This is a genomic window from Saccharicrinis sp. 156 (genome assembly GCF_050589685.1).
Lineage (GTDB): Bacteria > Bacteroidota > Bacteroidia > Bacteroidales > Marinilabiliaceae > Saccharicrinis.
The window spans coordinates 88,379-111,510 of record NZ_JBNGOS010000023.1 but is presented as its reverse complement, the minus strand read 5'-3'; the positions used below and the strand labels follow the sequence as shown (position 1 = coordinate 111,510).

Sequence of the window (23,132 nt, the reverse complement as noted above, 5' to 3'; positions counted from 1 at the left end):
TATGCCTCGTTTCAGTAAAGCCTTGTTTTATTGCACTTTCAATGTTCACGACGAAGTTCTAATGCATAATCCGGGTTTAATGAGACTGGCACCTGAATCCTCACAGCGAAAAGCCAACAAATACCAAATATCTTTCCGCAACCAATTCCGAGGAGTCAGCATCGATCTATGCCTGGGGATAACATAGCATTTATAGCCTTTAGGTGGACTTATTTGTTTTGGTATAATGGCGATAGTTTGTTCCGAGGATTTTCGGTAAAAGAATGACTGTACATGTTACATGTAAAATATTAAGACTCGCATCTTTAATAGTAAAATTACAATGCCTTATAAATTTCACTTACCGAATTTAACCCCGATACTCTTCCATCTTTTGGCAGAGCATGGGGTCCGGGTGATAAAAACAAAAAGGACCTTACCTCAGTAAAGCCCCCGTTTGTATCAACTGCTGCCATAAGGCAGATAGCATTGTATTCCTGTTAATAGACCACCACCTTTTCCTGATAAGAGGATTTATCAACACTTACCCTGATAATATACATCCCCTGAACGGCAGGCATATCAAATTCAGTTTCGGTTGAATGCAACTCGTGTTGCGCCATCAACTGACCAGCGAGGTTATAGACCTGAATTAACCGGTCTTTACCCCTTAAAACCTCTTCGGTTACCTTTACAAATGCCTTTTGGTTGACCGCATAAATTATTACATTGCTCTTAGAAACTTCAGGTTCATTTTCCGCTACATCTGTTGTCACACCTGATAACTCAGTACGGATAACAAAACGGTCGTCAGAATGGGCTGCAGTTGGTGCAAAGGTGTAACTACCTTGCTCTCTTAAGTTAATGGTTACTCCTGCGTCCAGGTCCTCTAAATAAATATCAACATTTGAATTAAAGCCTGACAAATCGCCTACCTGAATGGTAAATTCGGACATACCTGACTCTGCCACCTTGTAACCAAGAGGAATAATCTCGCTATCAAAATTAAGCGGCATAGAGTTAATGACCGCATACCTGTCGTCTTTAACCGTATATAGGTTTCCGGCAGAACCGCCAACCATCCTTTTTTGGGAGTCATAAACTGTAAAATCATAAGCCCCATACGCTTTAAATGAAATGACTGCTTCATTGTCCGTGTTATTATTTAACAAACGGAGTCGAATCACATCTGTTTCAACCGAACCAGCACTTTTAAGCGTAACAGAAGGCTGATGCTGGAGAGCGGATTTTTTTAAAGTAATACTTCCATTGCCACCAGCACCGATCTTGATCCAAAAAGATTGTCCGGGAGCAATATGCCTTAAACCTCCACCCGAAACAGTTCCGTCTGCCAGGTTACAGGTTGCATAATCCGTTCCCGCCCAAATATAGGTGGAATAATAAGATGGGTCCAGGTTTGTAAAGGCGTGGTCGATACTTAAAATATCAATAAATGCAGGGTAAGGATTTGCCACCAGGTACCATCCTTCGTCCAAATTGGAAATTGTATATTCCGCCTCATTGTTTAAGGTTCCCGAATAAGATAAATTGCCCGGATAACCATCCCTAACACCAAAGGCATAACCATCCAATGGCTCCGTAAAATTATAGGTAGTACCGTTTAATTTTGCAAAACTGGCCCCAACATAATTATAGAGGAAATATCCGTTTTGTACTTCGTTCCCATCATCATCACTTAGTTTCAATCCGGATGATGGCATTGCCGAAAGACCGATATACCACCATTTAGAATCACTTATGCCGTTCCATTTAACGGTTGCTTCTCCGGCTCCCAGCACTTCCCCTTTTACAATGATTGGTGTGGGATTATCTGCTGTATTATTAATAACCAAATCTCCATTAATGGTAAGGTTACCGTTAATCGTTAACTGGCAACCACCTCCAATAGTTAATGTTGCATTTTCATTAATGGTTAAATTACCTACCATAATTGACCCACCGTTAATAACCGGCGATGACCCGGCATTAGCAACAACCACAATATCGAATGCTTTGGGTTCATCTGATAATGACCAATTCGCACCTGTGGTCCATGCCTCAGAAGTATCACCATTCCAGGTATTAGTTTTTGCTACTGATATTATCTCCTCCATCAAATCATCTACTAAAAACAGAAGACCTGAATCATCTCCACCGAGATCACTAATCAAATCATCCCCTGTTTTAATATCATCTAATGATAGATCGTTACTATCAACCCCTATAATCAAAGGATTTTCGTCGTTAATAGCATATATATCAGCATTTGCCGACACATCCGTTTTATTCCCATACACTGCTACCTCTCCTGTTATTATAATATTAGCATCAGACAACATATCTACATTAGCTAGTGTAAGATCACCCAAAACAATTACATTTCCCGATAAATATGACTCATTACCAGATGCAATTTCCCGCAAGCTCCCTTGAATGACTAATGTTCCTCCAGCCTCAACTACCAGTTTCTTCTGAAAGTATACATCCCCGGTAACCGTTAATCTACCTCCATTTTTAACGGTAACGTTATCCCCTTGAACCTGAGAAGGTGCCTTTACTATATCGTCTCCATCATTAACAGTTATTGATCCTGCAAATATGCTGACGCTCAAAGTGCACAACAACAGTAAAGTATTTATTTTTTTCATATGCTTAATTATAAAACTCAAGTCTAATTTCCTATTGTGCTCTTAAACGAAAGCATAGCTTTAAAGGTTTCGAATTTTAAAGTCGCATTGACGAATGTATGTTATTACTACATAAACAGCTCATTTTTTATCGTATTTGACTTCATACCTCTGATATTATCCAGTCATCAACACGCACTGTCCATCCATAAACATAACTAGTGTTGTATTATATCATGCTAGTGCAAGTCAAATTTTATTTTGAATTTCCTGTTCAGTGTTTTATGTATCGCTATTGGTCAGGATCATTATTTGAACATCCCTACTTTATGTTTACTTAACTTATTTCCACTCTTTACTCTGACCATATAAATGCCATTTGCATCGGGCAATTCAATGGTCGTACGTAGTTTATTTGGCTCAACTTGATTGACTAACTGCCCGGACACATTAAACACCTGTATGCTTCGGTGGTTTTCTCTTAATAAATCCTCTGTTACCAATACGATCAGCTCTTGCGCAATAGAAAAAACATTAATATCCGATGATGCATCTTCTTTTATTACATCCGTTGTTACACCTGATAACTCGGTACGAATAACAAAACGGTCGTCAGAATGGGCAACAGTTGGTGTAAAGATGTAACTACCTTGCTCTCTTAAGTTAATCGTAATATCTTCCTCTTTGTCCTCTAAATAAATATCAACATTTGAATTAAAGCCTGCCAAATCGCCTACCTGAATGGTAAATTCGGCCATACCTGACTCTGCCACCTTATAACCAAGAGGAATAATCTCGCTATCAAAATTAAGCGGCATAGAGTTAATGACCGCATACCTGTCGTCTTTAACCGTATATAGGTTTCCGGCAGCACCGCCAACCATCCTTTTTTGGGAGTCATAAACTGTAAAATCATAAGCCCCATACGCTTTAAATGCAATAACTGCTTCATTGTCCGTGTTATTATTTAACAAACGGAGTCGAATCACATCTGTTTCAACCGAACCAGCGCTTTTAAGCGTAACAGAAGGCTGATGCTCCAGCGCCGATTTGCTTAAGGTAATGCTTCCATTGCCACCAGCACCGATCTTGACCCAAAAAGATTGTCCGGGAGGAATAAATCTTGAACCTCCACCGGAAACACCTCCGTCTGCCAGGTTACAGGTTGCATAATCCGTTCCCGCCCAAATATAGGTGGAATAATAAGATGGGTCCAGGTTTGTAAAAGTGTTATCGGCACTTAAAATATCAATAAATGCAGGGTAAGGATTTGCCACCAGGTACCATCCTTCGTCCAAATTGGAAATTGTATATTCCGCCTCATTGTTTAACGTTCCCGAATAAGATAAATTGCCCGGATAACCATTCCTGACACCAAAGGCATAACCATCCAATGGCTCCGTAAAATTATGGCTAGCACCGTTTAATTTTGCAAAACTGGACCCAACATAATTATAAAGGAAATATCCATCCTGTAAGTCATCATCATCATCATCATCATCATCATCATCATCATTGCACAGTTTCAATCCGGATGAAGGCATTGCCGAAAGACCGATATACCACCATTTAGAATCACTTATGCCGTTCCATTTAACGGTTGCTTCTCCGGCTCCCGGCACATCCCCTTTTACCAGAATAGACGATGGTTTATTTGTGGTATTTTCAATTATAAATTTAGCACCTGATTCAATCACCAAATCCCCATTAAGGGTTAACTGGCTTCCTGCTTCAAAAATAAGCTTGCCTCCTGCTTTAACTGTAATATCATTAACCCCACCTAGGGCCCAAGCTCCGCTGCATGTGATTGTATGACCATGCTGGATCACATAATTTTGATTGTCAGTTGCGAAATCTAAAGGTTCACTTCCTGAGCCATCCGTTTCTGAACGCCAATTTAAGACGTTAGAGTGATTACCCGTTGCACATGAATAATAGGTTTTTTTCACTATCCCTATATCTTCAATAATATTATTAAGAATTGTATTGCCTTCTGCAATTTGTTCCAGTTGTTCCTGTCCGCGAACGTCATTATCAATATTATTACCTGAGGCATCACTTGTGCTGCCAATCACATAAATTTCCGCGCCACCTTCATAAGTTGTTTCACCCTTATTTTCAATTACTAAATCCCCGCCAACCACCATTGTGGATTCTTTTAAAATCTTAAAATCAGTAATATTCACATGGCCCGCTACAACCACGGTTCCTTTAATTTCATGTACCCCAAAACCAGAGTTATTCAAATCCAAATCGCCATGTACAATAAGAGTTCCACCCTCCTCTAATTTTACATATTTCGCTATCATGCTCCCAAACACTTCAACATAAGCTCCTGATTTTATTGCCAACAACTTTGTAGCTTCAAAATCTTTGGCTACAGTTAATTTCCCTTCCACGGTTCCCTCCTTATTAGAAGTCAAATCACCCGCAGCATCTACGGTTTTTCCTGATTTTATTTCCCAATCCTTTTTAAGTGTGGTCGGATCTGCTAAACTGCCGGTAATCTCATCACCCGCCTTAACGCCACTTATCCCTGCGAATAATATTAACAGAACTAATACAAAAATCTTTTTCATAAATCAATAAATTACATACGATACAAGCCAGATTCTACAAGAACATCCATACAAAAAACAACCTCTGTTAGAAGCTATATTTTTTTTGTTTAAGATGTTTTTAAATACCCCAACACTCATTTGTACGTAACTATAGATTTTTGTTACACTCCAAAGGCAGAAAAATAGATTTTTTCAACAACAAGTATTTTCCATCCCACAAAAATCTTAACATCTGCGTTAATATACTCAGTTATACTGTGATTAGTTTTTGTCATGGCAAAAACCATAAATCCTTTACCAAACCACCCATGTCCGGTAAATTATTGCGTTAAGCGAAGGCAGTGACAAGCTTGCTTGGCAATGCTGAGCGGAGCAATAATCATAAAATAATTATTGCGTTAAGCGAAGGCTGTGACAAGCTTGCTTGGCAATGCTGAGCGGAGCAATAATCATAAAATAATTATTGCGTTAAGCGAAGGCAGTCACAAGCTTGCTTGGCAATGCTGAGCGGAGCAATAATCATAAAATAATTATTGCGTTAAGCGAAGGCAGTGACAAGCTTGCTTGGCAATGCTAAGCGGAGCAATGATCATAAAATAATTATTGCGTTAAGCGAAGGCAGTGACAAGCTTGCTTGGCAATGCTGAGCGGAGCAATAATCATAAAATAATTATTGCGTTAAGCGAAGGCTGTGACAAGCTTGCTTGGCAATGCTGAGCGGAGCAATGATCAAATAGTAATATTTATTGCCGGCTTTTGAAGATACCTGACAAAACCCGCCATATGCATTGGAAATCCTGATACCCAATTAAGCTACTTCAAAACAAGTCGTTTTACTGAGTTGCTTCAATCACCGGAGCGGCGCCATGCTTCGTTTCTGCAACGCCTTGTTTTAGGTTATTCAAATGCTCATTACGTGCTTCTAATACAGAATCCGGGTACATTAAACAAGGGTTTCACTTAGTTGGAAACATTGGGCTAATCTTTTCCTACAGATCTCATCATTTCGTAAAACGCCCCTTTTCGTTTTATTAATTCTTCGGGGCTTCCTTCTTCAGCTACGCCATAATCGTTTAATACAATTATCCTGTCCGCAATATGAATCGTTGACATGCGATGACTCACTATAATTGCTGTGCGTCCTTCTGTAATAGCTTTAAAGTTTTCGATCAGTTTTGCCTCGGTAAATGCATCCAGCGAACTGGTAGGCTCGTCGAGTATCACCAACTGTGCATCATTAAAAAACGATCGGGATAAGGCTATCCGTTGCCACTCTCCCACACTTAACATTTCACTGTCTTTAAACAACGTACCCAACTGCGTTTCATATCCTTTGGGAAGATCCGTTATTAATTGATGCACGCCTGATTTCCGGGCACTTAAAACAACCTCCTTGTCATCCGGTGATTTTGCAATATTTCCTATCCAGATATTTTCCCTGGCACTCACATTATATAACATAAAGTCCTGAAAGACGGCACTTATATTTTCGGCAATAGAATCCCGGGTAATATCTGACATGGATATGTCATCCATTAAAATATTGCCGCTATCTGGCTGATAAAGTCCGCAAAGCAATTTAACCAAAGTAGATTTCCCCGCCCCATTGGCACCGACCAAGGCTATTGTTTCGCCTTTCTTTATTTTTAAACTAAGATTTTTAAATACATGTCTGGAACTATTGGGATATTTAAAACTTACCTCCTGAATCGTGATACCTTCTTTCATTGGCTTTGGAAACAAAGCTGCTTTGTCGTGTTTATTGGGGATGACTTCATAATCCACAAACTCAAACAGGTTTTTTACGAATAAGCCATCTTCATAAAGTCCGGATATCTGTCCCAGAAAATCCTGCAAAAAACTATATCCCCTATACAATGCCAGAAAATACATGACCATCTCTCCTTGTGAAATGTTTCCATCAATGGCCTCCACAGAAATATATCCAAACACAATTATTAATGCAACCGCAGTAATTAACTGCAAAACCAATTCGTACCAGGTTTTCAACTTTAACAAATTAAACTGTTTGGAACGAAGTTCTACTTTACCCTTTTCGTACTTTTTTTTAAACAGCCGTGACAAATTAAATACCCTGAGCTCCTTTGCGAATTCTTTACCTGTAAGCAGTCGGTTGTAATAATTAACATATCGCTCTTCTTGGGTATGCTCCCTTTTGAACGAAAATATTTTGTGGGAAAATTTTAACCGGATCATAACCACGGGAACCGCCACTACCACCAATCCGAATAACATCAACCAATGTAAACCGGCTAACAAACCTGCTATCAACAATAATGTTATAGCATTCTGAATTAAATGAATGAATCCGTAATATATTCTTGATGGCCTATAGGTCGCTTCATTAATGGCTCTATAGTACACATTCTGAAAGTTATAATCATCATAATTAACAAAATCAAGATTCACGGTTCTATGATGAATCAAATCCTGTACGGCATCATTGATAAAATAAGAATGTTTTTCCCTCACAATCCCTGCTACTGAATTCAAAACAGCGTTTAACATAAATACACCGCCCGCAAAAATTAACACCTGTAATACAGATACGAAGGCCTCCTCTTTATTTCCCGCAGACACCACTCCTCCGATCTTATCTACCAACCGTTGAATAATAAAGATCAATAGGAGCGGGACTACTCCCTTAAGCAGCACAACTAGCGCGTTAACAACAGTCCACTTGCGAGAACTCTGCCAGATTAATAATAAGGATCGTACAATATTACTTCTTTTAACTTTCATATTACAGGCACTAACATACTCATTATTTGCGGTATTTTTCTACAAAAAATAAAACGGGCACTATCCTTTAGGTTTGTTTTGAATCCTTCATTTTGCACCAAATTCTTGCCATATAAAAAAATACATACCCCAGCACAGGCGATAACAAGCTAAGGGCTTTTTTCACAAAACGTTGGTTACTCCACTTAATTTCTTGATTATTTCGATAGTGATTTATGGCAACGGCGATAACCTCTTTCGCGTTAACGATCGCATCTCTCTTAATAAGGCCATCTCCCTTGGCGATGACGATTCCTTGATCCAGTTTTAATTTAATGAGCCTGTGAGCCACCAATTTATTGCCCGAACCAAAAACAATCATATCACCTACAGACAGTTTACTTTCAGTGGCTTTAACAACCCTGATCACGTCGCCGGGTAAAAAAAAAGGAAACATACTCAACCCAAACACGGGTACATCCACACTCAACTCGGCATCGAGCATTGATCTCAAAGTCTTGGAAAATATGATTTTATCCTTTACTTTTTTATCCATCTTAATCCATTTCCCTGATCATCTCCACTATATCCTGATCCGGTTTAAAACCAACTTCATAAACGTCAACCAAGTTAATGGTTTGTTCCACAATTTCAAGATGTCGTTGCACCATTTCTTTCTGGTAGAACTGCTGAATAAAGTTACCCAGCACCCTGGAGTATGCAGCAACCCCTTTTAATGGTGTAATGTAATTGTGTAGTGATTGCTTTAAAAGAAAAATCTTTTTAAGCTCTCCTCGTAAAGGGCGCTGCGCATAGTACGGCATGGGATTATTATATACCATAATCCTTCCATCGATGCGTCGAATAACCAACCTGTCATCGTTTAATACTGCAGCTCCCGATTCTTTCCATAGCCTTGCCATGGTAGATTTACCAATACCCGAGACCCCCGTAAACAAATATGCTTCGTTTTTATCCAATACACCGGAAGCATGTATCAGCAATCCGTTTTTCCAATGCGTAAGATACAAGAGGATGAGCGATCCCAAAGGGTGAATCAAGGGATCTACAGAAACAACATCAGCTGAAAGGTTATGCAAAACCAGTTCTACGCCGACAATAGTTGAGTTTTTTGAAACTTTGGCCAGAATAGATAAAATATCCGCATGATCAACAAAATTAACCCGAATATAAATGGCTTGATCCCGCATTAAAACTTCCCAATTGTAATTCAGAAGTTCATTATGCCCGGGCTGCCCCGTAAAAACCACAGTAGCATCCTCCAAAGTATGCTCATCAACCGTTGAATAATTAAAGCTATAATCCGGCTTGGTACATTTACTGCATACAAAATGTTTTACCTGCCCTTGAGCGTCAAGACGAATCTTTTCCGAATACGATTTAAATTCCAGAATCATATCGGATATGCTTAACTGAAAGCTTTCACCAGTTAAATCCATACGGCTGGGTTAGTTGGAATAATCTGGGGTACTACTTCCAAAGGGGTTACTCACGGCTGAGGGTGCCGTAGATTTCAATGGCGAAGGTGAAGATGTAGAATTTACGCCACCTACAATTGGAGGTGGAGGTGGATCACCGTCAGATACCATCATCAATGATATCTCGTGGTCAACATCAATTATCTCCAGTTGAGGCTTCGAGTATATTTTTTTTTCTGTGAATTCCCTTTCCATCAAAATATAATTTTATTCCCAACTATTGTTTTGTGAATAAAACCCCGTTATTAACCATATCGGTAATAAAATGCTTAATATCGTTTAAAGCAACCTCTTCGGCTACTTCATAGTTTTTAATTAATGCTGATCTTAAATCCGCTATCGATTTTACACCATCAATATGGTCATAAATGAAGGAGGCAACCTCATTTAAATTGTACACCTTGTTCATATTGGCCACATTATCAGTCAACGGAACCAATACCTTTTCGTCACCAATGGCTTTTTCCACAAAACCATCGTTTTTAGCATAAACAAGTGTTACATCCATACATTTTCAGATTCCGGAACAAAAGTAAAAAAAATTCCAATGATCCATTGCACCCTATTCTTTTCATTAAAAAGTTTTGACAAAGTACACAATGTAAATTGCCAATAATGATTTCTTTAACATTAAAACACCACGCGCGAAAAAGGAGTCGTATCATGCGTAACAAACTCCTTAGCCAGAAATTTGTAATAACCTGTAATAGCAACCATAGCAGCATTGTCGGTGGTATACGCAAACTTAGGTATAAAGGTTTCCCATTTCTTCTTCTTTGCCAGCATTTCCAGTCCGTTACGTAATCCAGAATTGGCCGAGACCCCCCCTGCCAATGCAATTTGACTGATTTTCAGATCACTGGCAGCTTTCACTAGTTTATTTAAAAGTATGTCAACAATGGTGCTTTGCAAAGAAGCACAAAGGTCATTTTTGTTCTCCTCTATGAAGTCTGGATTTACTTTAACCTGATCCCTTAAAAAATATAGGAAAGATGTTTTCAGTCCGCTAAAACTGTAATCGTAGTCTTTAATATTTGGCTTGGCGAAGCTAAAGGCTTCAGGATTGCCTTCCTTTGCCAGTTTGTCTATCCATGGCCCCCCGGGATAAGGCAGCCCCATCACCTTGGCACATTTGTCAAAAGCCTCCCCTGCCGCATCGTCGATGGTTTGCCCAACCACTTCCATATGCATGTAATCTTTTACCAATACTATTTGGCTATTGCCCCCTGACACCAACAAACACAGAAAAGGAAAGTCAGGATGATTCGATTCCTGATCAGGTTCTTTGATAAAATGGGCCAATACATGCGCGTGCAGATGGTTGACATCTAGCAATGGAATATTGTTCGCCAGTGCAAAACCCTTGGCAAAAGAAGTTCCTACCAGGAGCGAGCCCATCAATCCCGGCCCCCTGGTAAATGCTACGGCATTTATATCGGCAACTTTAACCCCTGCTTCCTTTAATGCTTTATCAACTACGGGTATAATATTTTGCTGATGCGCCCTTGAAGCCAATTCAGGGACCACCCCCCCATACTCTTTGTGTACCTCCTGGTTGGCAATTTTGTTCGACAATATTGTTTCATCCCTAAAAACCGCCGCAGAAGTATCGTCGCAAGACGATTCTATTCCTAAAATATATACACTCATAATTTACACGTGAATTAACATTTTTTGCACAATATTTGTCTATACTTTTCAGGTGGCCTTTTTAACCCGGATAATTCAAAAATTATTCCGGTCTCTTACAGCGACTAGGTTTCAGTAAAAACTTTTTTTAAAAAGTTTACCTTCAGCTATGTCGGGGTTAACCGGAACTTTATTCATATTTAAATGAGTTTATGAATAGTTCAGGTTAATGTGTTTATTTAAGACCTTTTTTACCTATTTTTGCAAATTAAAGGACAAAGCTATTAAAAATTCCTATAAAATATTATTCTATTCCATCCTAGCGCTGATAATATCACCGATATTATTATATTTTGTGGTGCTATTACCCGGTGTGCAAAACTCAATCGGCCATGTTCTAACCCAAAGGCTTTCTGAAGATTTAGGAACGGAGGTCTCAATTGGCAACATTCGTTTTTACCCCATTAAAAAACTGGTATTAAATGAAGTGTTGGTAAAAGATGGACAGCAAGATTCTTTATTGTATCTGGACAAACTTATAGCGCCGATCGACAGCATTGTTTTTGCGGACAGGCAAGTTTACCTGGGTTCTATTTCCATTAACAAACTTAAAACTGATATTACCTCGGACTCCGCAGGAAACAATTATTCTTTTATTATAGATTCGTTACTCAAAACAAAAGTCAAGAAAAGCAGCTGGAATTACAATATCAATGGCATTCATTTGAAGAACAGTGCCATTTCATTCACAAAAAAAACTTCTCACACCCCCAGGTCCAAGTTTAACGCAAACCGTTTACAAATATCACCCTTTAACCTCCAAGTTGACCGGATAAAAATAAAGGATGAAAACTTTTCTTTTCGAATCAAAAATTTCTCGGCACAAGAAAAATCCGGACTGGTTATAAAAGAGGCCAACGGAAACTTCAAGATATCCCCCAAAGGATTAGACCTTTCCAACTTTGTTCTGGTTGCCAAACAATCTTTTATAAACCTAAAAAAGTTTAGCATACAATACGATTCCACCTATCAACAACAAGACTTTTTAACCAAAGCGCCTATTGATATTCAGGTTAACTCTCTCTCGGCAGACTATAGGGATCTTGAGATTTTATTTCCTAACTTTCCCATACTTCAGGAAAAAATTAGTCTGAAAGGGAGTTTTGAAGGTACTATAGCTGACCTGAAAGGTCGAAACATAATTATAAATGCCGGCCATCGAACTAAATTACAAACCCATTTCGACATTACCGGATTACCCAATTTCAGAGACTCCTATCTGTTTTTAAATGTAAAAAAACTAAGTACCAATGTCCGTGACATTTCTAAACTGTTTTCTTTGAGAGATAATTCAACCAGTATAAAACTGCCGGATTCATTTGGAGAGATGGGAGATATCGAATATAGCGGCAAATTTTCCGGTTTTATAGATAACCTGGTAGCATATGGAAAATTCAATACCTCATTGGGAACCATAAACACGGACATTGGCCTTAAAATTACAGATGATGACAAACTTGTTTATTCCGGATTTATAAACACAGAAAGTTTTAACATTGGGAAGATTTTAAATTCAGAAAGCAACCTGAACAAGGTATCCATGGACGTGTCTGTTCAAGGTTACAAAGCCGGTAAAAACGAATTTAACTCTTTTATCAAAGGAACTATCGATTCCATAGACATAAAAGGGTATAAATACGAAAAAATTGAACTTAACGGCTTAATATCCAATAATAAATTTGATGGAAAAGTAAGACTAAATGATCCCAATGCCCAACTTCTATTTAATGGTAAAGTTGACTTTAGCAGTACAATCCCCCAATTTAACTTTAGCGCTTCGTTAAGCAACGTAAGGTTAGATAAATTAAATTTAGCCCCGGAGCTGATCAACAGCAAAATAGATCTTAGGCTAGATTCCAAATTATCCGGAAAAAATATAGATTCTCTTTCAGGAGATATACTATTTCATAGTGGAAAAATATTTCTTAACCATGAAGAACATACTATGGATTCGCTGGTTATTGTTTCAGAACAGGATCAGCTCCCCAAGAAAATAACGGTCAATTCTGCACTTTTAGACGCGGAACTTTCCGGTAACTTTAACATTAGCTCCATTCCCAAAGCCATTCGACAAGTTTTGTCTCAATATCTTCCCTCAGTATTTACACATTCAGAACGAATCAAATATCCCGACCAATTTGCCTTTGCTATAAAAACAAAGGAACTTTCCTCGCTTTTGGAAGCCTTTACACAGAAGATCAGGATTTCGGACGGTAGCGAGATTATTGGTAGTGTGGATGGATATCATAATCAACTAGAGCTGACCGGTGATTTTGGGGAGATTAAGTACAATTCGGTAATCGCTAAAAAATTATCCCTTGATTTAAAAACAGGTACAGATAAACTGAACACTCAAGTATCCAGTGAATTATTGGGTATAGAAAACTTGTTACCCCTCCATAATTTTAACGCCACGCAATATGTAAACAACGATTCTATTAACCTTAACATTAATTGGGACGATAGATTAGAAAAAGCCAGCAGAGGTAATATTCGCACCCGAACACGAATAAGGAAAACGAAAGAAGGAACCACATACACAAAAATTGACCTATTGCCATCAACCATTACTGTTAGAGACTCTATATGGCAGGTTCAGGAATCCGAAATCAGCCTTACTCCCACCGGAATTCGGGTGAATACTTTTAGAGTCCACCATCACAATCAAGAAATTAATGTTAACGGCTCTATTTACAAAGATAAAGAAGGCACATTGGTCACCTTTATTCAAAACATGGATTTAAATAACCTGACCTCTTTATTCAACATTAAAAACTTAACTTTTAACGGAACATTGGATGGTTGGATTCGATTAAAAAATGATTTAACGCAACCTATAATAACAAGCAGCTTGTCACTTGATGGTTTTAAAATAAACGAAGAAGACATTGGCCGTTTAACGGTAGAATCCAATTGGAACAACTTGCAAAAAGCAGTAATTGTTAATGCCCTAATAGAAAAGAACCATATTAAATCGTTGAAGGGAACGGGTTATTTTAAACCTTCCAACAAGGACTTTAATTTTAATTTTTCTTTAGACAGCCTTCCCTTAAGCTTTATAAATCTATACACAAGCAAGGTCATTCAAAACCTGAAAGGGACAGGTTCGGGAAATATGAAGTTGTTAAAAACCGATTATGGCTTAGGGCTTGAAGGGGGTGTCCATGTCAACAAAGCCAGGTTTGATGTGGATTTACTAAAATGTTCCTTTAACATTGAGGACTCCGTTATATTTACTCCCGAAAGGATTCATTTTAAAAACATGACCGTTACCGATCCAAAGGGGAAAAAGGGAAAATTTAACGGAAATATTGATCACCGGAATTTCAGAAACATGAACATTGACTTATATGTGCATGCCAACAATATGCTTTTGCTCAACACAAAGAACAAGGACAACCCCTTGTATTACGGCACCGTGTATGCGACAGGAGATATGGCGATAAAAGGGACCACATATGACATAAAGCTTAACTTAAACGGCAAAACACAAAGAAACACAAAATTTTACATACCCATTTCCGATGACGAGGAATCGCTCGACAATAATTTCATTCGATTTGTTTCCCCCAAGAATACCAATTCAATTGTTTCTATTAAAAAAGAAGAAGAATATAAAGTAGACTTGTCTAACTTCACCTTAAATATGGGCGTTGAAATTACTCCGGATGCTCAAGTCCAGGTAATCTTTGATCCTACGGTCGGTAACGTATTAAAAAGCTGGGGCAAAGGTAATCTTCAAATACAGATGAATAAAGAAGGCAAAGTCAGTTTCTTAGGCGAATATAAGGCTGAGAAAGGAGACTATTTGTTCTCGCTGGAGAATGTCGTAAACAAAAGGTTCAATATAAATAGAGGCGGAAGTGTAATTTGGGAAGGAGACCCATATGATGCTATCATCGATATTACAGCAACCTACAAGCTTAAAACATCTTTACAACCCCTGACCCGCACATCCAGCTCATACGGCGAGGAAAGTGACATTTCAACCAGAGTACCCATTAACTGCGACCTGATACTAAGTGAACGTTTATCGCAACCAAAAATTAATTTCAATATAACGGCCCCAACACTCGAACAGAGCACTCAAAATATTATACAAGAAGCCATTAGCACAGACGAAGAACTGAACAGACAAGTGCTTTCGCTGTTGGTATTAAATAAGTTTTATACCCCAAGTTATAACTCCGCCAGTGGCAACAGCAGCACGGTGAATAGCGCTAACTTGGCAAACACGTACACTTACGAATTGTTATCCGGACAGCTGAGCAACCTGGTTTCACAGATGATTGAAGATGTGGATGTGGGCATCAGTTATCGTCCTGAAGATGAAATATCGAGCGAACAGATTGAAGTTGCCTTATCCACCCAGATCTTCAACGACCGTGTCACACTTAACGGGAATGTAGAATATGGAAAATATGGCAAATTAAGTTCGACCAACGCAAATTCAAGTAATATTGTCGGGGATTTTGACTTAGATGTAAAACTTAACAAATCAGGCAGTTTGCGCGCAAAAGCCTACACACACAGCAATGACGACTTTAGCTTTGACAACTCCCCGACCACACAGGGGGTAGGTTTATCATATCAGGAAGAGTTTGATACTGTTGGCGAACTCCTCCGTAAATACTGGAATTGGTTTAAAGGCAAAGGTAAAAAAGAAGATGAAATTACCTTAGAAGGTCAACCAGGTACAATCAACAGAAAGCAGCCAACAGCTGTAAGCAAGTAGACTGACCTGATAATTTCGGTAACATCCCGCAGCTTTTTCCATCATTTAATTTCCACCGGAAAGCAACCAACAGTAACCCCGTCATTGGTCCGCATTCAATGTATATTGCTGCTGAAATTTTTAAGTTGACATATTCAACAAACCGACAAGGAAGCCAAATAAACCCGCAATATGCATTAGAAATTCTATGACACATTGAAATTACTTTAAAACAAGACACTTCGTTGCATCACTTCAACTCACCAGAACGATGCTCGCGAAAGTAATCGGGACAAGTGATGCCTCGTTTCAGTAATGCCTTGTTTTATTGTACTTGCCATGCTCATGACGAACCTCCAATACATAATCCGGGAAAAAAGTACACAGTTATACTTTTTGAGACAACTAAACCCGGCTAACAGATAAACCGATCATTAGCCGTTTAGCCCAAAAAACGGCAGAAAAAACCAACCCGAAATTGTCATTAGACTTTTTCTAAATACCAATTTGACTAACCCAATCTATACATTTCTTAAACATGGCCATGTAAAATTTTCTATTCCGATAGCAATCGGGACAACTGATGCCTGCTGACATGAAGGAATTTTTCAAATTCCCCATGACAGATCCCGGATGAAAATTCAATGTTACGGACTAAAGGAAATGATTTGTTCCAAAAATAACAATAGTCTGTTTTTCATGCTTAAAATAACCGCATGGATAAAACAGACATACCCCTATAATCATGATCACTTCTAAATTGATGGAAAATCCTTCATCAAATCTTCAACCAATTTATTCACCATCTTTTCGTCCATGTCCTTTCGGCTAAATGCACCTTTTGCAACACCCACCCAAACAACATCTTTATTTTCACGATCAATAAACGTTACCATTAATGTACCTTCCGGATACGATTCAATACTGCGCGTTGTCGTTGCAAAACCATGCGAATAGCCATATCTGTGATAACGTCCATTGTGATAATATCCGGGACGGGTACCTACGGCCGTAGTATTGGATTGCACATATTTTTTCTGTTTCACCTTAAAATCCAACTTAACAAACAAATCAGCCGCAGCCGCATACTTCATCCCTTTTATGCCCAGTTGGTTTTCAATGGAATTCGCAACTCGATTGGCATATATTGTACCAATACCTTTTGTTGTTTACCCTTTAAAATATTAAAAGTTTGATAAACGGAGAAGTCTTTTGTTGTATCATAATCAACCATGGTTTTATATGGAGAACAGCTAAGTGCCATCAATACAACGACTAATAATAAAAATACATTTTTCATATGCTCTAAAATTTAATTCGAACGCTCACTGTTAATATTCCTTTTGACGTATTTTTTTCGAAATGGTTTAATCATATTACCTGAATGTTCCATTTTGTTGTATAAACGTTATAATTTTTAATTATTTTCGTGCACAAATTCAAGTACCAGTTATGAGTATTATAATCGAGGAGGTCATAGACCAAGGTCAGAGGAAGAAGTTTGTTGCACTCCCTTACCAACTATACAAAAACAATCAATACTGGGTTCCTCCAATGAAGGCTGATGAACTTAGTTCTATTACGCCCGAAAAGAATCCTGCATTCGATTTCTGTAAAGCTAAATTTTGGCTGGCATACAAGAATGGCAAGGTAGTTGGCAGAATTGGAGCCATAGTTAATGCCCTTTGGATAGATAAGATAGAAGAGAACATAGGCAGAATTACGCGTATTGAGTTTATTAACGACCATGAGGTAGTTAAACAGTTGTTAGAAACGGCAGAAGAATGGTTAAAATCTCAAGGTATGGTTGGTGTAATGGGACCATTGGGGTTCTCAAATCTCGATCATTCAGGATTACTTATCGAAGGATATGACAGAATCCCTTGTATGGCCAGTGATTACCATTTCGATTATTATAAAGGTCATTTTGAAAAGCTTGGGTATACAAAAGAACGTGACTGGTTAGAATTTAGGATTACATTCCCGGATGCTTTACCCGAAAAAGCGTTTAAAGTGGCGGCCATGATAAAAAAGCGCTACGGATTAAAAACACTTAACTTTACCAAAAGTAGCGAACTGGAACCTTATCGCGAAATGATATTCAAGGTTTTCAACGACGCTTTTGTTGGGTTATTCGGCACATTTAGATTGCCGGACAGATTGGTGAAGTATTACATCGACAAATTTTTCCCGGCGGTAAACCCTCGTTACGTAAAACTAATGCTCGACAAAGAGGATCAACTGGCCGGCTTCCTGGTAGCCCTGCCTTCGTTATCTATAGCATTGCAAAAAGCAAAAGGTAAATTGTTACCATTGGGATGGTGGCACTTAAAGAAAGCCCTGGCAAAACCTAAGGAAATGGACCTGATGCTGACCGGGATAAAGCCGGAATTACAGAAAATGGGCGGGGTTTCTTTGTTAATGAACGACTTGTGGACAACAGCCAACGCAGACGGAATTAAGTTTGTTGAAACAACAGGCATGCTAGAGGATAATAACGTCGCTATTCAGATGTGGAAATCTTTCGAGCATATTCAACACAAACGTAAACGTTGTTACAAAAAGATGTTTTGAAATTGTTAATTAGTCAACGGTCATCGGTTAATAATTAAATGGCGAAATAAAAGTATTTATACTACCGACCATTGGCTATTGACCGATGCGATGACCTATTTACGTGGCTGTTACACCAATTCGGACAATGGAGGTTCGGGTAGGGAATGCTTGAGTTCTCTAACCGCTTCAATCGGATTGGGCGCATTAAACACAGCACTACCGGCAACCAACACATCAGCTCCTGCATTAATTAGTTGCTGGGCATTTGCTATAGTTACACCACCATCTACCTCAATTAAAGCTCGACTCCCTTTTCTTTCAATTAGGTTTTTAAGATCTGCCAGTTTTTTATATGTATTATCAATAAACTTCTGCCCGCCAAAACCCGGGTTAACCGACATCAACAACACCAGGTCAACTTCCGTGATAATTTCTTCCAACAGGAAAACAGGCGTATGAGGGTTTAATGTTACCCCTGCCTGCATGCCTTCTTTTTTAATGGCATCAATGGTTCGGTGCAAATGATTACATGCTTCATAATGGACATTTAGCAAATCGGCACCGGCTCTTTTAAAATCGGTAATATACCGGTCAGGGTCCACGATCATTAAATGTACGTCAAACGGTTTTTCGATATGTGGACGCAAGGATTTGATTACTGGCAATCCAAAGGATATATTAGGAACGAACAGGCCATCCATAATATCCAGATGAAGCCAATCGGCCTCGCTTTTGTTAATAATTTCAATTTGAGATTCCATCTTACTAAAATCCGCCGCCAATAAAGATGGCGCTAACAAGTGCTTCATTTTTATTTTTTTTTACGATTCATCATATTCAATGTTCATCTTTGCCCAAAGCATAATACAATAAAAAAAATACTCGTTATTACACCTCGTTGACTCCGTTGTTTTTCACGTATCAAAAGTAGTAAGGAATAACGTAAGAAAAAAGGGTTTCGAAACCAATCAAAACCCACTATTACTCGCAAATTTGTACATGTTAACCCAAATAAGAACGCAGGATTTTACTCCTGTACGTATGTTTCAGCCTTTTTATGGCTTTTTCTTTGATTTGTCTGACCCTTTCTCTGGTAAGGTTAAATAAGTTGCCAATCTCCTCCAGGGAGTACGGCGGCTCACCGTTTAATCCATAATATAACCTAATAATATCCGCTTCCCTGGCCGACAATGTCGATAGAGAACGGTCAATTTCTCTTCGCAAAGAGTCTGTTAAAAGCTTGTTATCCGGACTTATTGAATCCGTCGACAACAAGGTGTCGTACATGTTATTATCTTCATCCTTACGCAATGGCGCATCCATTGAAATATGCTTGCTCATCGCCTTCAGCGACTCTTTCACTTCTTTAGGGGCCAGGTTTAACGTTTGGGCTATTTCTTCAGAGGTAGGTTCACGCTGATACTCTTGCTCAAGCAAAGAAAAGGTGTTGTTTACCTTATTCATGGAACCAATTTTATTTAAGGGCAACCGCACTATCCTGGCTTGCTCAGCCAATGCCTGAAGAATAGATTGGCGAATCCACCAAACGGCATATGATATAAACTTAAAACCACGGGTTTCATCAAATCGCTGGGCTGCTTTTATTAAGCCAAGGTTACCCTCATTGATTAAATCTGGCAGGCTTAAACCCTGGTTTTGGTATTGTTTAGATACTGAGACCACAAATCTAAGGTTAGCGCTAATCAGTGTTTCCAATGCGACTTGGTCTCCTTCTTTAATTCTTTTGGCAAGTTTAACCTCCTCTTCGGCTGTTATTAATTTTACCTTTCCTATTTCATGAAGATATTTATCTAACGATGGAGTCTCTCTGTTTGTAACCTGTTTAGTTATCTTAAGTTGTCGCATAGGTTCGAGCTTAGTGTGTTGTGTTAATACATCTACGGTAAATATAACAAAAAAAGTATGTTATGGTTTTCGATATTGAATAAATGTTACAGCGATTACATGAAAGCGGTAAATATTTTGGTAAAGGAAAATTATCAAAATTATTTTGCGATTTGGTTCATATTGATTATGTTTGCATCAAATCTTCTAGGCATCTTTCTTTGTATATAGAATCAGTTGGCCTTTCAGAACACAAAAAATCAAGTAAAAATAATATAATTATATTGAACGTCAGTTCATTTCATTTAAAAAATTCCCCCAAAAGAATTTATTGGTAAAACATTATGTACGATATTCTTGAATTGAATAAAAAGCTCCTTACTGAATTGAAGGAAATTGCCAAGGGGCTAAAAATCAAACGCGTAGATTCTTTCAAAAAACAAGACTTAATTTATAAGATCCTTGACGAACAGGCTATTGTAGCCTCGGAAAAGAAGACTACGGAAAAACCTTCAGAAAAAAAACCTGTAAAAAGAGCACGTACTCCAAAGGTTCAAAAAGCGGCATCTTCTGCCAAAGCGGAATTGGAAAATGTGACCAAACCGGAAGCGAAAATAAAGAAACCTGTTAATAAAACAGACGTTCCTCCTGTAAAGAAAGAATCACAGACGGAAAAGAAACCACAAGAAAACAAGCCTGTCGACAAAAAAGTGGAAGAGGTTAAAGCCGAACAAAAGACAGCTGCTCAACCTCATAAGCAAGAAGAAGGTAGAGAGAAAAGCAAGGACACACAGGATAACCGTCGACCGCATCGCCAGAATGACGATGGTGGGCGTCGTCGTCAATTTGACAACCGCGACCAGAGAGGCGGAAAAGAAAATAACGGTTACCGCCGTCAGGACAAACAGGACAAATCTTTCGATTTTGATGGGATTATCTCCGCTTCGGGTGTTTTGGAGATCATGCAAGATGGTTATGGATTCCTCAGATCGTCTGATTACAACTACCTTAACTCCCCTGATGATATTTATGTATCCCAGTCCCAAATAAAATTATTTGGTTTAAAAACCGGAGATACCGTTTTAGGGACCATACGCCCTCCAAAAGAAGGCGAAAAATATTTCCCGCTTATCAAAGTTGAAGAGATTAACGGCAGGTCTCCGGAGATAGTGCGCGACCGTGTTCCTTTTGATCACTTGACGCCCATATTCCCAGACGAGAAATTCAAATTAACAGGAAGTGGCAAAGAGAGCTTATCAACTCGTGTGGTAGATATGTTTGCCCCAATCGGTAAGGGACAACGCGGATTAATCGTTGCACAACCCAAAACCGGTAAAACCGTATTGTTAAAAGAGGTTGCCAACGCAATTGCGGCTAACCACCCGGAAGTATATATGATTATCCTATTGGTGGACGAACGTCCGGAAGAGGTTACCGATATGGCACGAAGTGTAAATGCCGAGGTTATTTCATCTACCTTTGACGAACCGGCAGAACGTCACGTTAAAGTGGCCAATATTGTACTGGAAAAAGCCAAAAGGATGGTTGAGTGCGGACACGACGTTGTAGTACTGTTAGACTCTATCACTCGTTTAGCGCGTGCTTACAACACGGTTTCTCCAGCCTCAGGTAAAGTTCTTTCCGGTGGTGTGGATGCCAATGCACTTCACAAACCAAAACGTTTTTTTGGTGCTGCCCGTAATATCGAGGGTGGAGGTTCATTAACTATTTTAGCAACGGCCTTAACCGAGACTGGTTCTAAAATGGACGAAGTTATCTTTGAAGAATTTAAAGGTACCGGCAACATGGAACTCCAGCTGGACAGAAAACTTTCGAACAAGCGTATCTACCCTGCTGTGGATGTTACTTTGTCAAGTACGCGTCGTGAGGACTTGCTGATAGAAAAAGAGAGTATGAATCGTCTTTGGATTTTACGTAATTACTTATCTGACATGACTCCTATTGAGGCGATGAATTTCCTACAGGACAGGTTGAGAAAAACCAGAAACAACGAAGAATTCCTGATTTCAATGAATGACGGATAACAATGTTGCTTGCACAAAAATATTCGAAGGCTGCTCTGTAATTTTCAGAGTAGCCTTTTTTGGTATTTTTTTTGATATGATATTGAGCCATTGCCAAAAAATACTTTTATCTGTAGATATTCGTTTTACATTAATAAACTATTTATATTTTTACCGGAAATAAAAATACCTCATATTCATGAATCCTATATTATTAATACAAAACGCAACCGAAGAAACGGCAGAACTAGCAGCCGAGGTTGCGGAAAACCAAATGAACTATATCGACATGGCTGTTAAAGGTGGATGGATCATGGTTCCACTAGTGTTTCTTTCATTTGTAGCCGTGTACATTTTCTTTGAAAGATATTTCGCCATAAAAAAAGCAGCGTCGGAAGATTTGAGCTTTATGAATAAAATCAAAGAGTATATTCTTGACGGAAAATTTGACTCGGCATACTCTCTATGCGAACAGGTAGATAATCCCGTTAGCCGTATGATTGAAAAAGGGATCAGTAGAATCGGGCGTCCGTTACAGGATGTGAATACGGCCATTGAAAACGTGGGCAACCTCGAAATAAGCCGATTGGAAAAAGGACTGCCTACCTTGGCTACCGTTGCAGGTGGTGCCCCAATGATTGGTTTTCTTGGAACCGTAATTGGTATGATTAAGGCCTTTTTTGATATGGCTAACGCAGGTAACAACATCGACGTAAGTTTGCTTTCATCGGGTATTTACACGGCCATGGTAACCACGGTAACCGGTTTGGTAGTTGGTATCATTGCCTATTTTGCCTATAACTTTTTGGTGGCACGGGTTGAAAAAGTGGTATTTAAACTGGAAGCAAGAACTATGGAGTTTATGGATTTGTTGAACGAACCCGCAGCATAACAAA

17 protein-coding genes are annotated in these 23,132 nt (G+C 38.8%); 5 read left to right on the top strand and 12 right to left on the bottom strand.

Annotation, left to right across the window (positions count from 1 at the left end; translation table 11 throughout):
• Positions 1 to 187, top strand: a 187-nt coding sequence (locus ACRD64_RS15285; protein ID WP_430934319.1) for a hypothetical protein, incomplete at its 5' end; no start/stop codon positions are given.
• 292 nt (positions 188 to 479) lie between these two features.
• On the opposite strand, the gene ACRD64_RS15280 is transcribed toward ACRD64_RS15285, so the two are convergent.
• From ACRD64_RS15280 to tsaD, 8 genes are all read right to left on the bottom strand, one after another.
• Positions 480 to 2,627 carry a T9SS type A sorting domain-containing protein gene (locus tag ACRD64_RS15280; RefSeq protein WP_430934318.1) on the bottom strand — a complete coding sequence of 716 codons (2,148 nt, stop codon included), beginning with the start codon at positions 2,625 to 2,627 and terminating at the stop codon, positions 480 to 482.
• A gap of 287 nt (positions 2,628 to 2,914) precedes the next feature.
• Positions 2,915 to 5,185: a T9SS type A sorting domain-containing protein gene (locus tag ACRD64_RS15275; RefSeq protein WP_430934317.1), complete on the bottom strand. Its 2,271-nt coding sequence runs from the start codon at positions 5,183 to 5,185 to the stop codon at positions 2,915 to 2,917.
• A 960-nt stretch (positions 5,186 to 6,145) separates the two neighbouring features.
• Positions 6,146 to 7,930, bottom strand: coding sequence for an ABC transporter ATP-binding protein (locus tag ACRD64_RS15270; protein ID WP_430934316.1), 1,785 nt, complete (start codon positions 7,928 to 7,930; stop codon positions 6,146 to 6,148).
• Positions 7,931 to 7,997: 67 nt separating this feature from the next.
• On the bottom strand, positions 7,998 to 8,465 hold the full coding sequence (locus ACRD64_RS15265; protein WP_430934315.1) for a hypothetical protein: 468 nt from the start codon (positions 8,463 to 8,465) through the stop codon (positions 7,998 to 8,000).
• Between the two features lies 1 nt (position 8,466).
• The gene (locus tag ACRD64_RS15260; RefSeq protein ID WP_430934314.1) at positions 8,467 to 9,369 is read right to left on the bottom strand and encodes a hypothetical protein; all 903 of its coding nucleotides are present in this window, start codon (positions 9,367 to 9,369) and stop codon (positions 8,467 to 8,469) included.
• 9 nt (positions 9,370 to 9,378) lie between these two features.
• Entirely contained in the window at positions 9,379 to 9,603 is a 225-nt protein-coding gene (locus tag ACRD64_RS15255; RefSeq protein ID WP_430934313.1) for a hypothetical protein, read from the bottom strand.
• A gap of 22 nt (positions 9,604 to 9,625) precedes the next feature.
• Positions 9,626 to 9,916: a PqqD family protein gene (locus ACRD64_RS15250; RefSeq protein WP_430934312.1), complete on the bottom strand. Its 291-nt coding sequence runs from the start codon at positions 9,914 to 9,916 to the stop codon at positions 9,626 to 9,628.
• Between the two features lie 122 nt (positions 9,917 to 10,038).
• A complete protein-coding gene (tsaD, locus tag ACRD64_RS15245; RefSeq protein ID WP_430934311.1) occupies positions 10,039 to 11,058 on the bottom strand; it encodes a tRNA (adenosine(37)-N6)-threonylcarbamoyltransferase complex transferase subunit TsaD in 1,020 nt (339 codons plus the stop codon).
• Between the two features lie 208 nt (positions 11,059 to 11,266).
• Here tsaD and ACRD64_RS15240 point away from each other — a divergent pair, with 208 nt between their 5' ends.
• A complete protein-coding gene (locus ACRD64_RS15240) occupies positions 11,267 to 15,832 on the top strand; it encodes a translocation/assembly module TamB domain-containing protein (RefSeq protein WP_430934310.1) in 4,566 nt (1,521 codons plus the stop codon).
• A 734-nt stretch (positions 15,833 to 16,566) separates the two neighbouring features.
• On the opposite strand, the gene ACRD64_RS15235 is transcribed toward ACRD64_RS15240, so the two are convergent.
• Positions 16,567 to 16,905 (bottom strand): DUF4136 domain-containing protein, encoded by a 339-nt coding sequence (locus tag ACRD64_RS15235; RefSeq protein ID WP_430934309.1) that lies wholly within the window; start codon positions 16,903 to 16,905, stop codon positions 16,567 to 16,569.
• A 5-nt stretch (positions 16,906 to 16,910) separates the two neighbouring features.
• Positions 16,911 to 17,111: a hypothetical protein gene (locus tag ACRD64_RS15230; RefSeq protein WP_430934308.1), complete on the bottom strand. Its 201-nt coding sequence runs from the start codon at positions 17,109 to 17,111 to the stop codon at positions 16,911 to 16,913.
• Positions 17,112 to 17,263: 152 nt separating this feature from the next.
• On the opposite strand from ACRD64_RS15230, the gene ACRD64_RS15225 reads away from it, so the two are divergent.
• Complete coding sequence (locus ACRD64_RS15225; protein WP_430934307.1) at positions 17,264 to 18,385, top strand: hypothetical protein; 1,122 nt, start codon at positions 17,264 to 17,266, stop codon at positions 18,383 to 18,385.
• Between the two features lie 110 nt (positions 18,386 to 18,495).
• Here ACRD64_RS15225 and rpe read toward each other — a convergent pair whose 3' ends face one another.
• Entirely contained in the window at positions 18,496 to 19,176 is a 681-nt protein-coding gene (rpe, locus tag ACRD64_RS15220) for a ribulose-phosphate 3-epimerase (protein ID WP_430934306.1), read from the bottom strand.
• Between the two features lie 193 nt (positions 19,177 to 19,369).
• Positions 19,370 to 20,233 carry a sigma-70 family RNA polymerase sigma factor gene (locus ACRD64_RS15215; RefSeq protein WP_430934305.1) on the bottom strand — a complete coding sequence of 288 codons (864 nt, stop codon included), beginning with the start codon at positions 20,231 to 20,233 and terminating at the stop codon, positions 19,370 to 19,372.
• Positions 20,234 to 20,556: 323 nt separating this feature from the next.
• On the opposite strand from ACRD64_RS15215, the gene rho reads away from it, so the two are divergent.
• On the top strand, positions 20,557 to 22,257 hold the full coding sequence (gene rho / locus ACRD64_RS15210; RefSeq protein ID WP_430934304.1) for a transcription termination factor Rho: 1,701 nt from the start codon (positions 20,557 to 20,559) through the stop codon (positions 22,255 to 22,257).
• A 178-nt stretch (positions 22,258 to 22,435) separates the two neighbouring features.
• Positions 22,436 to 23,128: a MotA/TolQ/ExbB proton channel family protein gene (locus ACRD64_RS15205; protein WP_430934303.1), complete on the top strand. Its 693-nt coding sequence runs from the start codon at positions 22,436 to 22,438 to the stop codon at positions 23,126 to 23,128.
• The last annotated feature ends 4 nt before the right edge of the window (positions 23,129 to 23,132 follow it).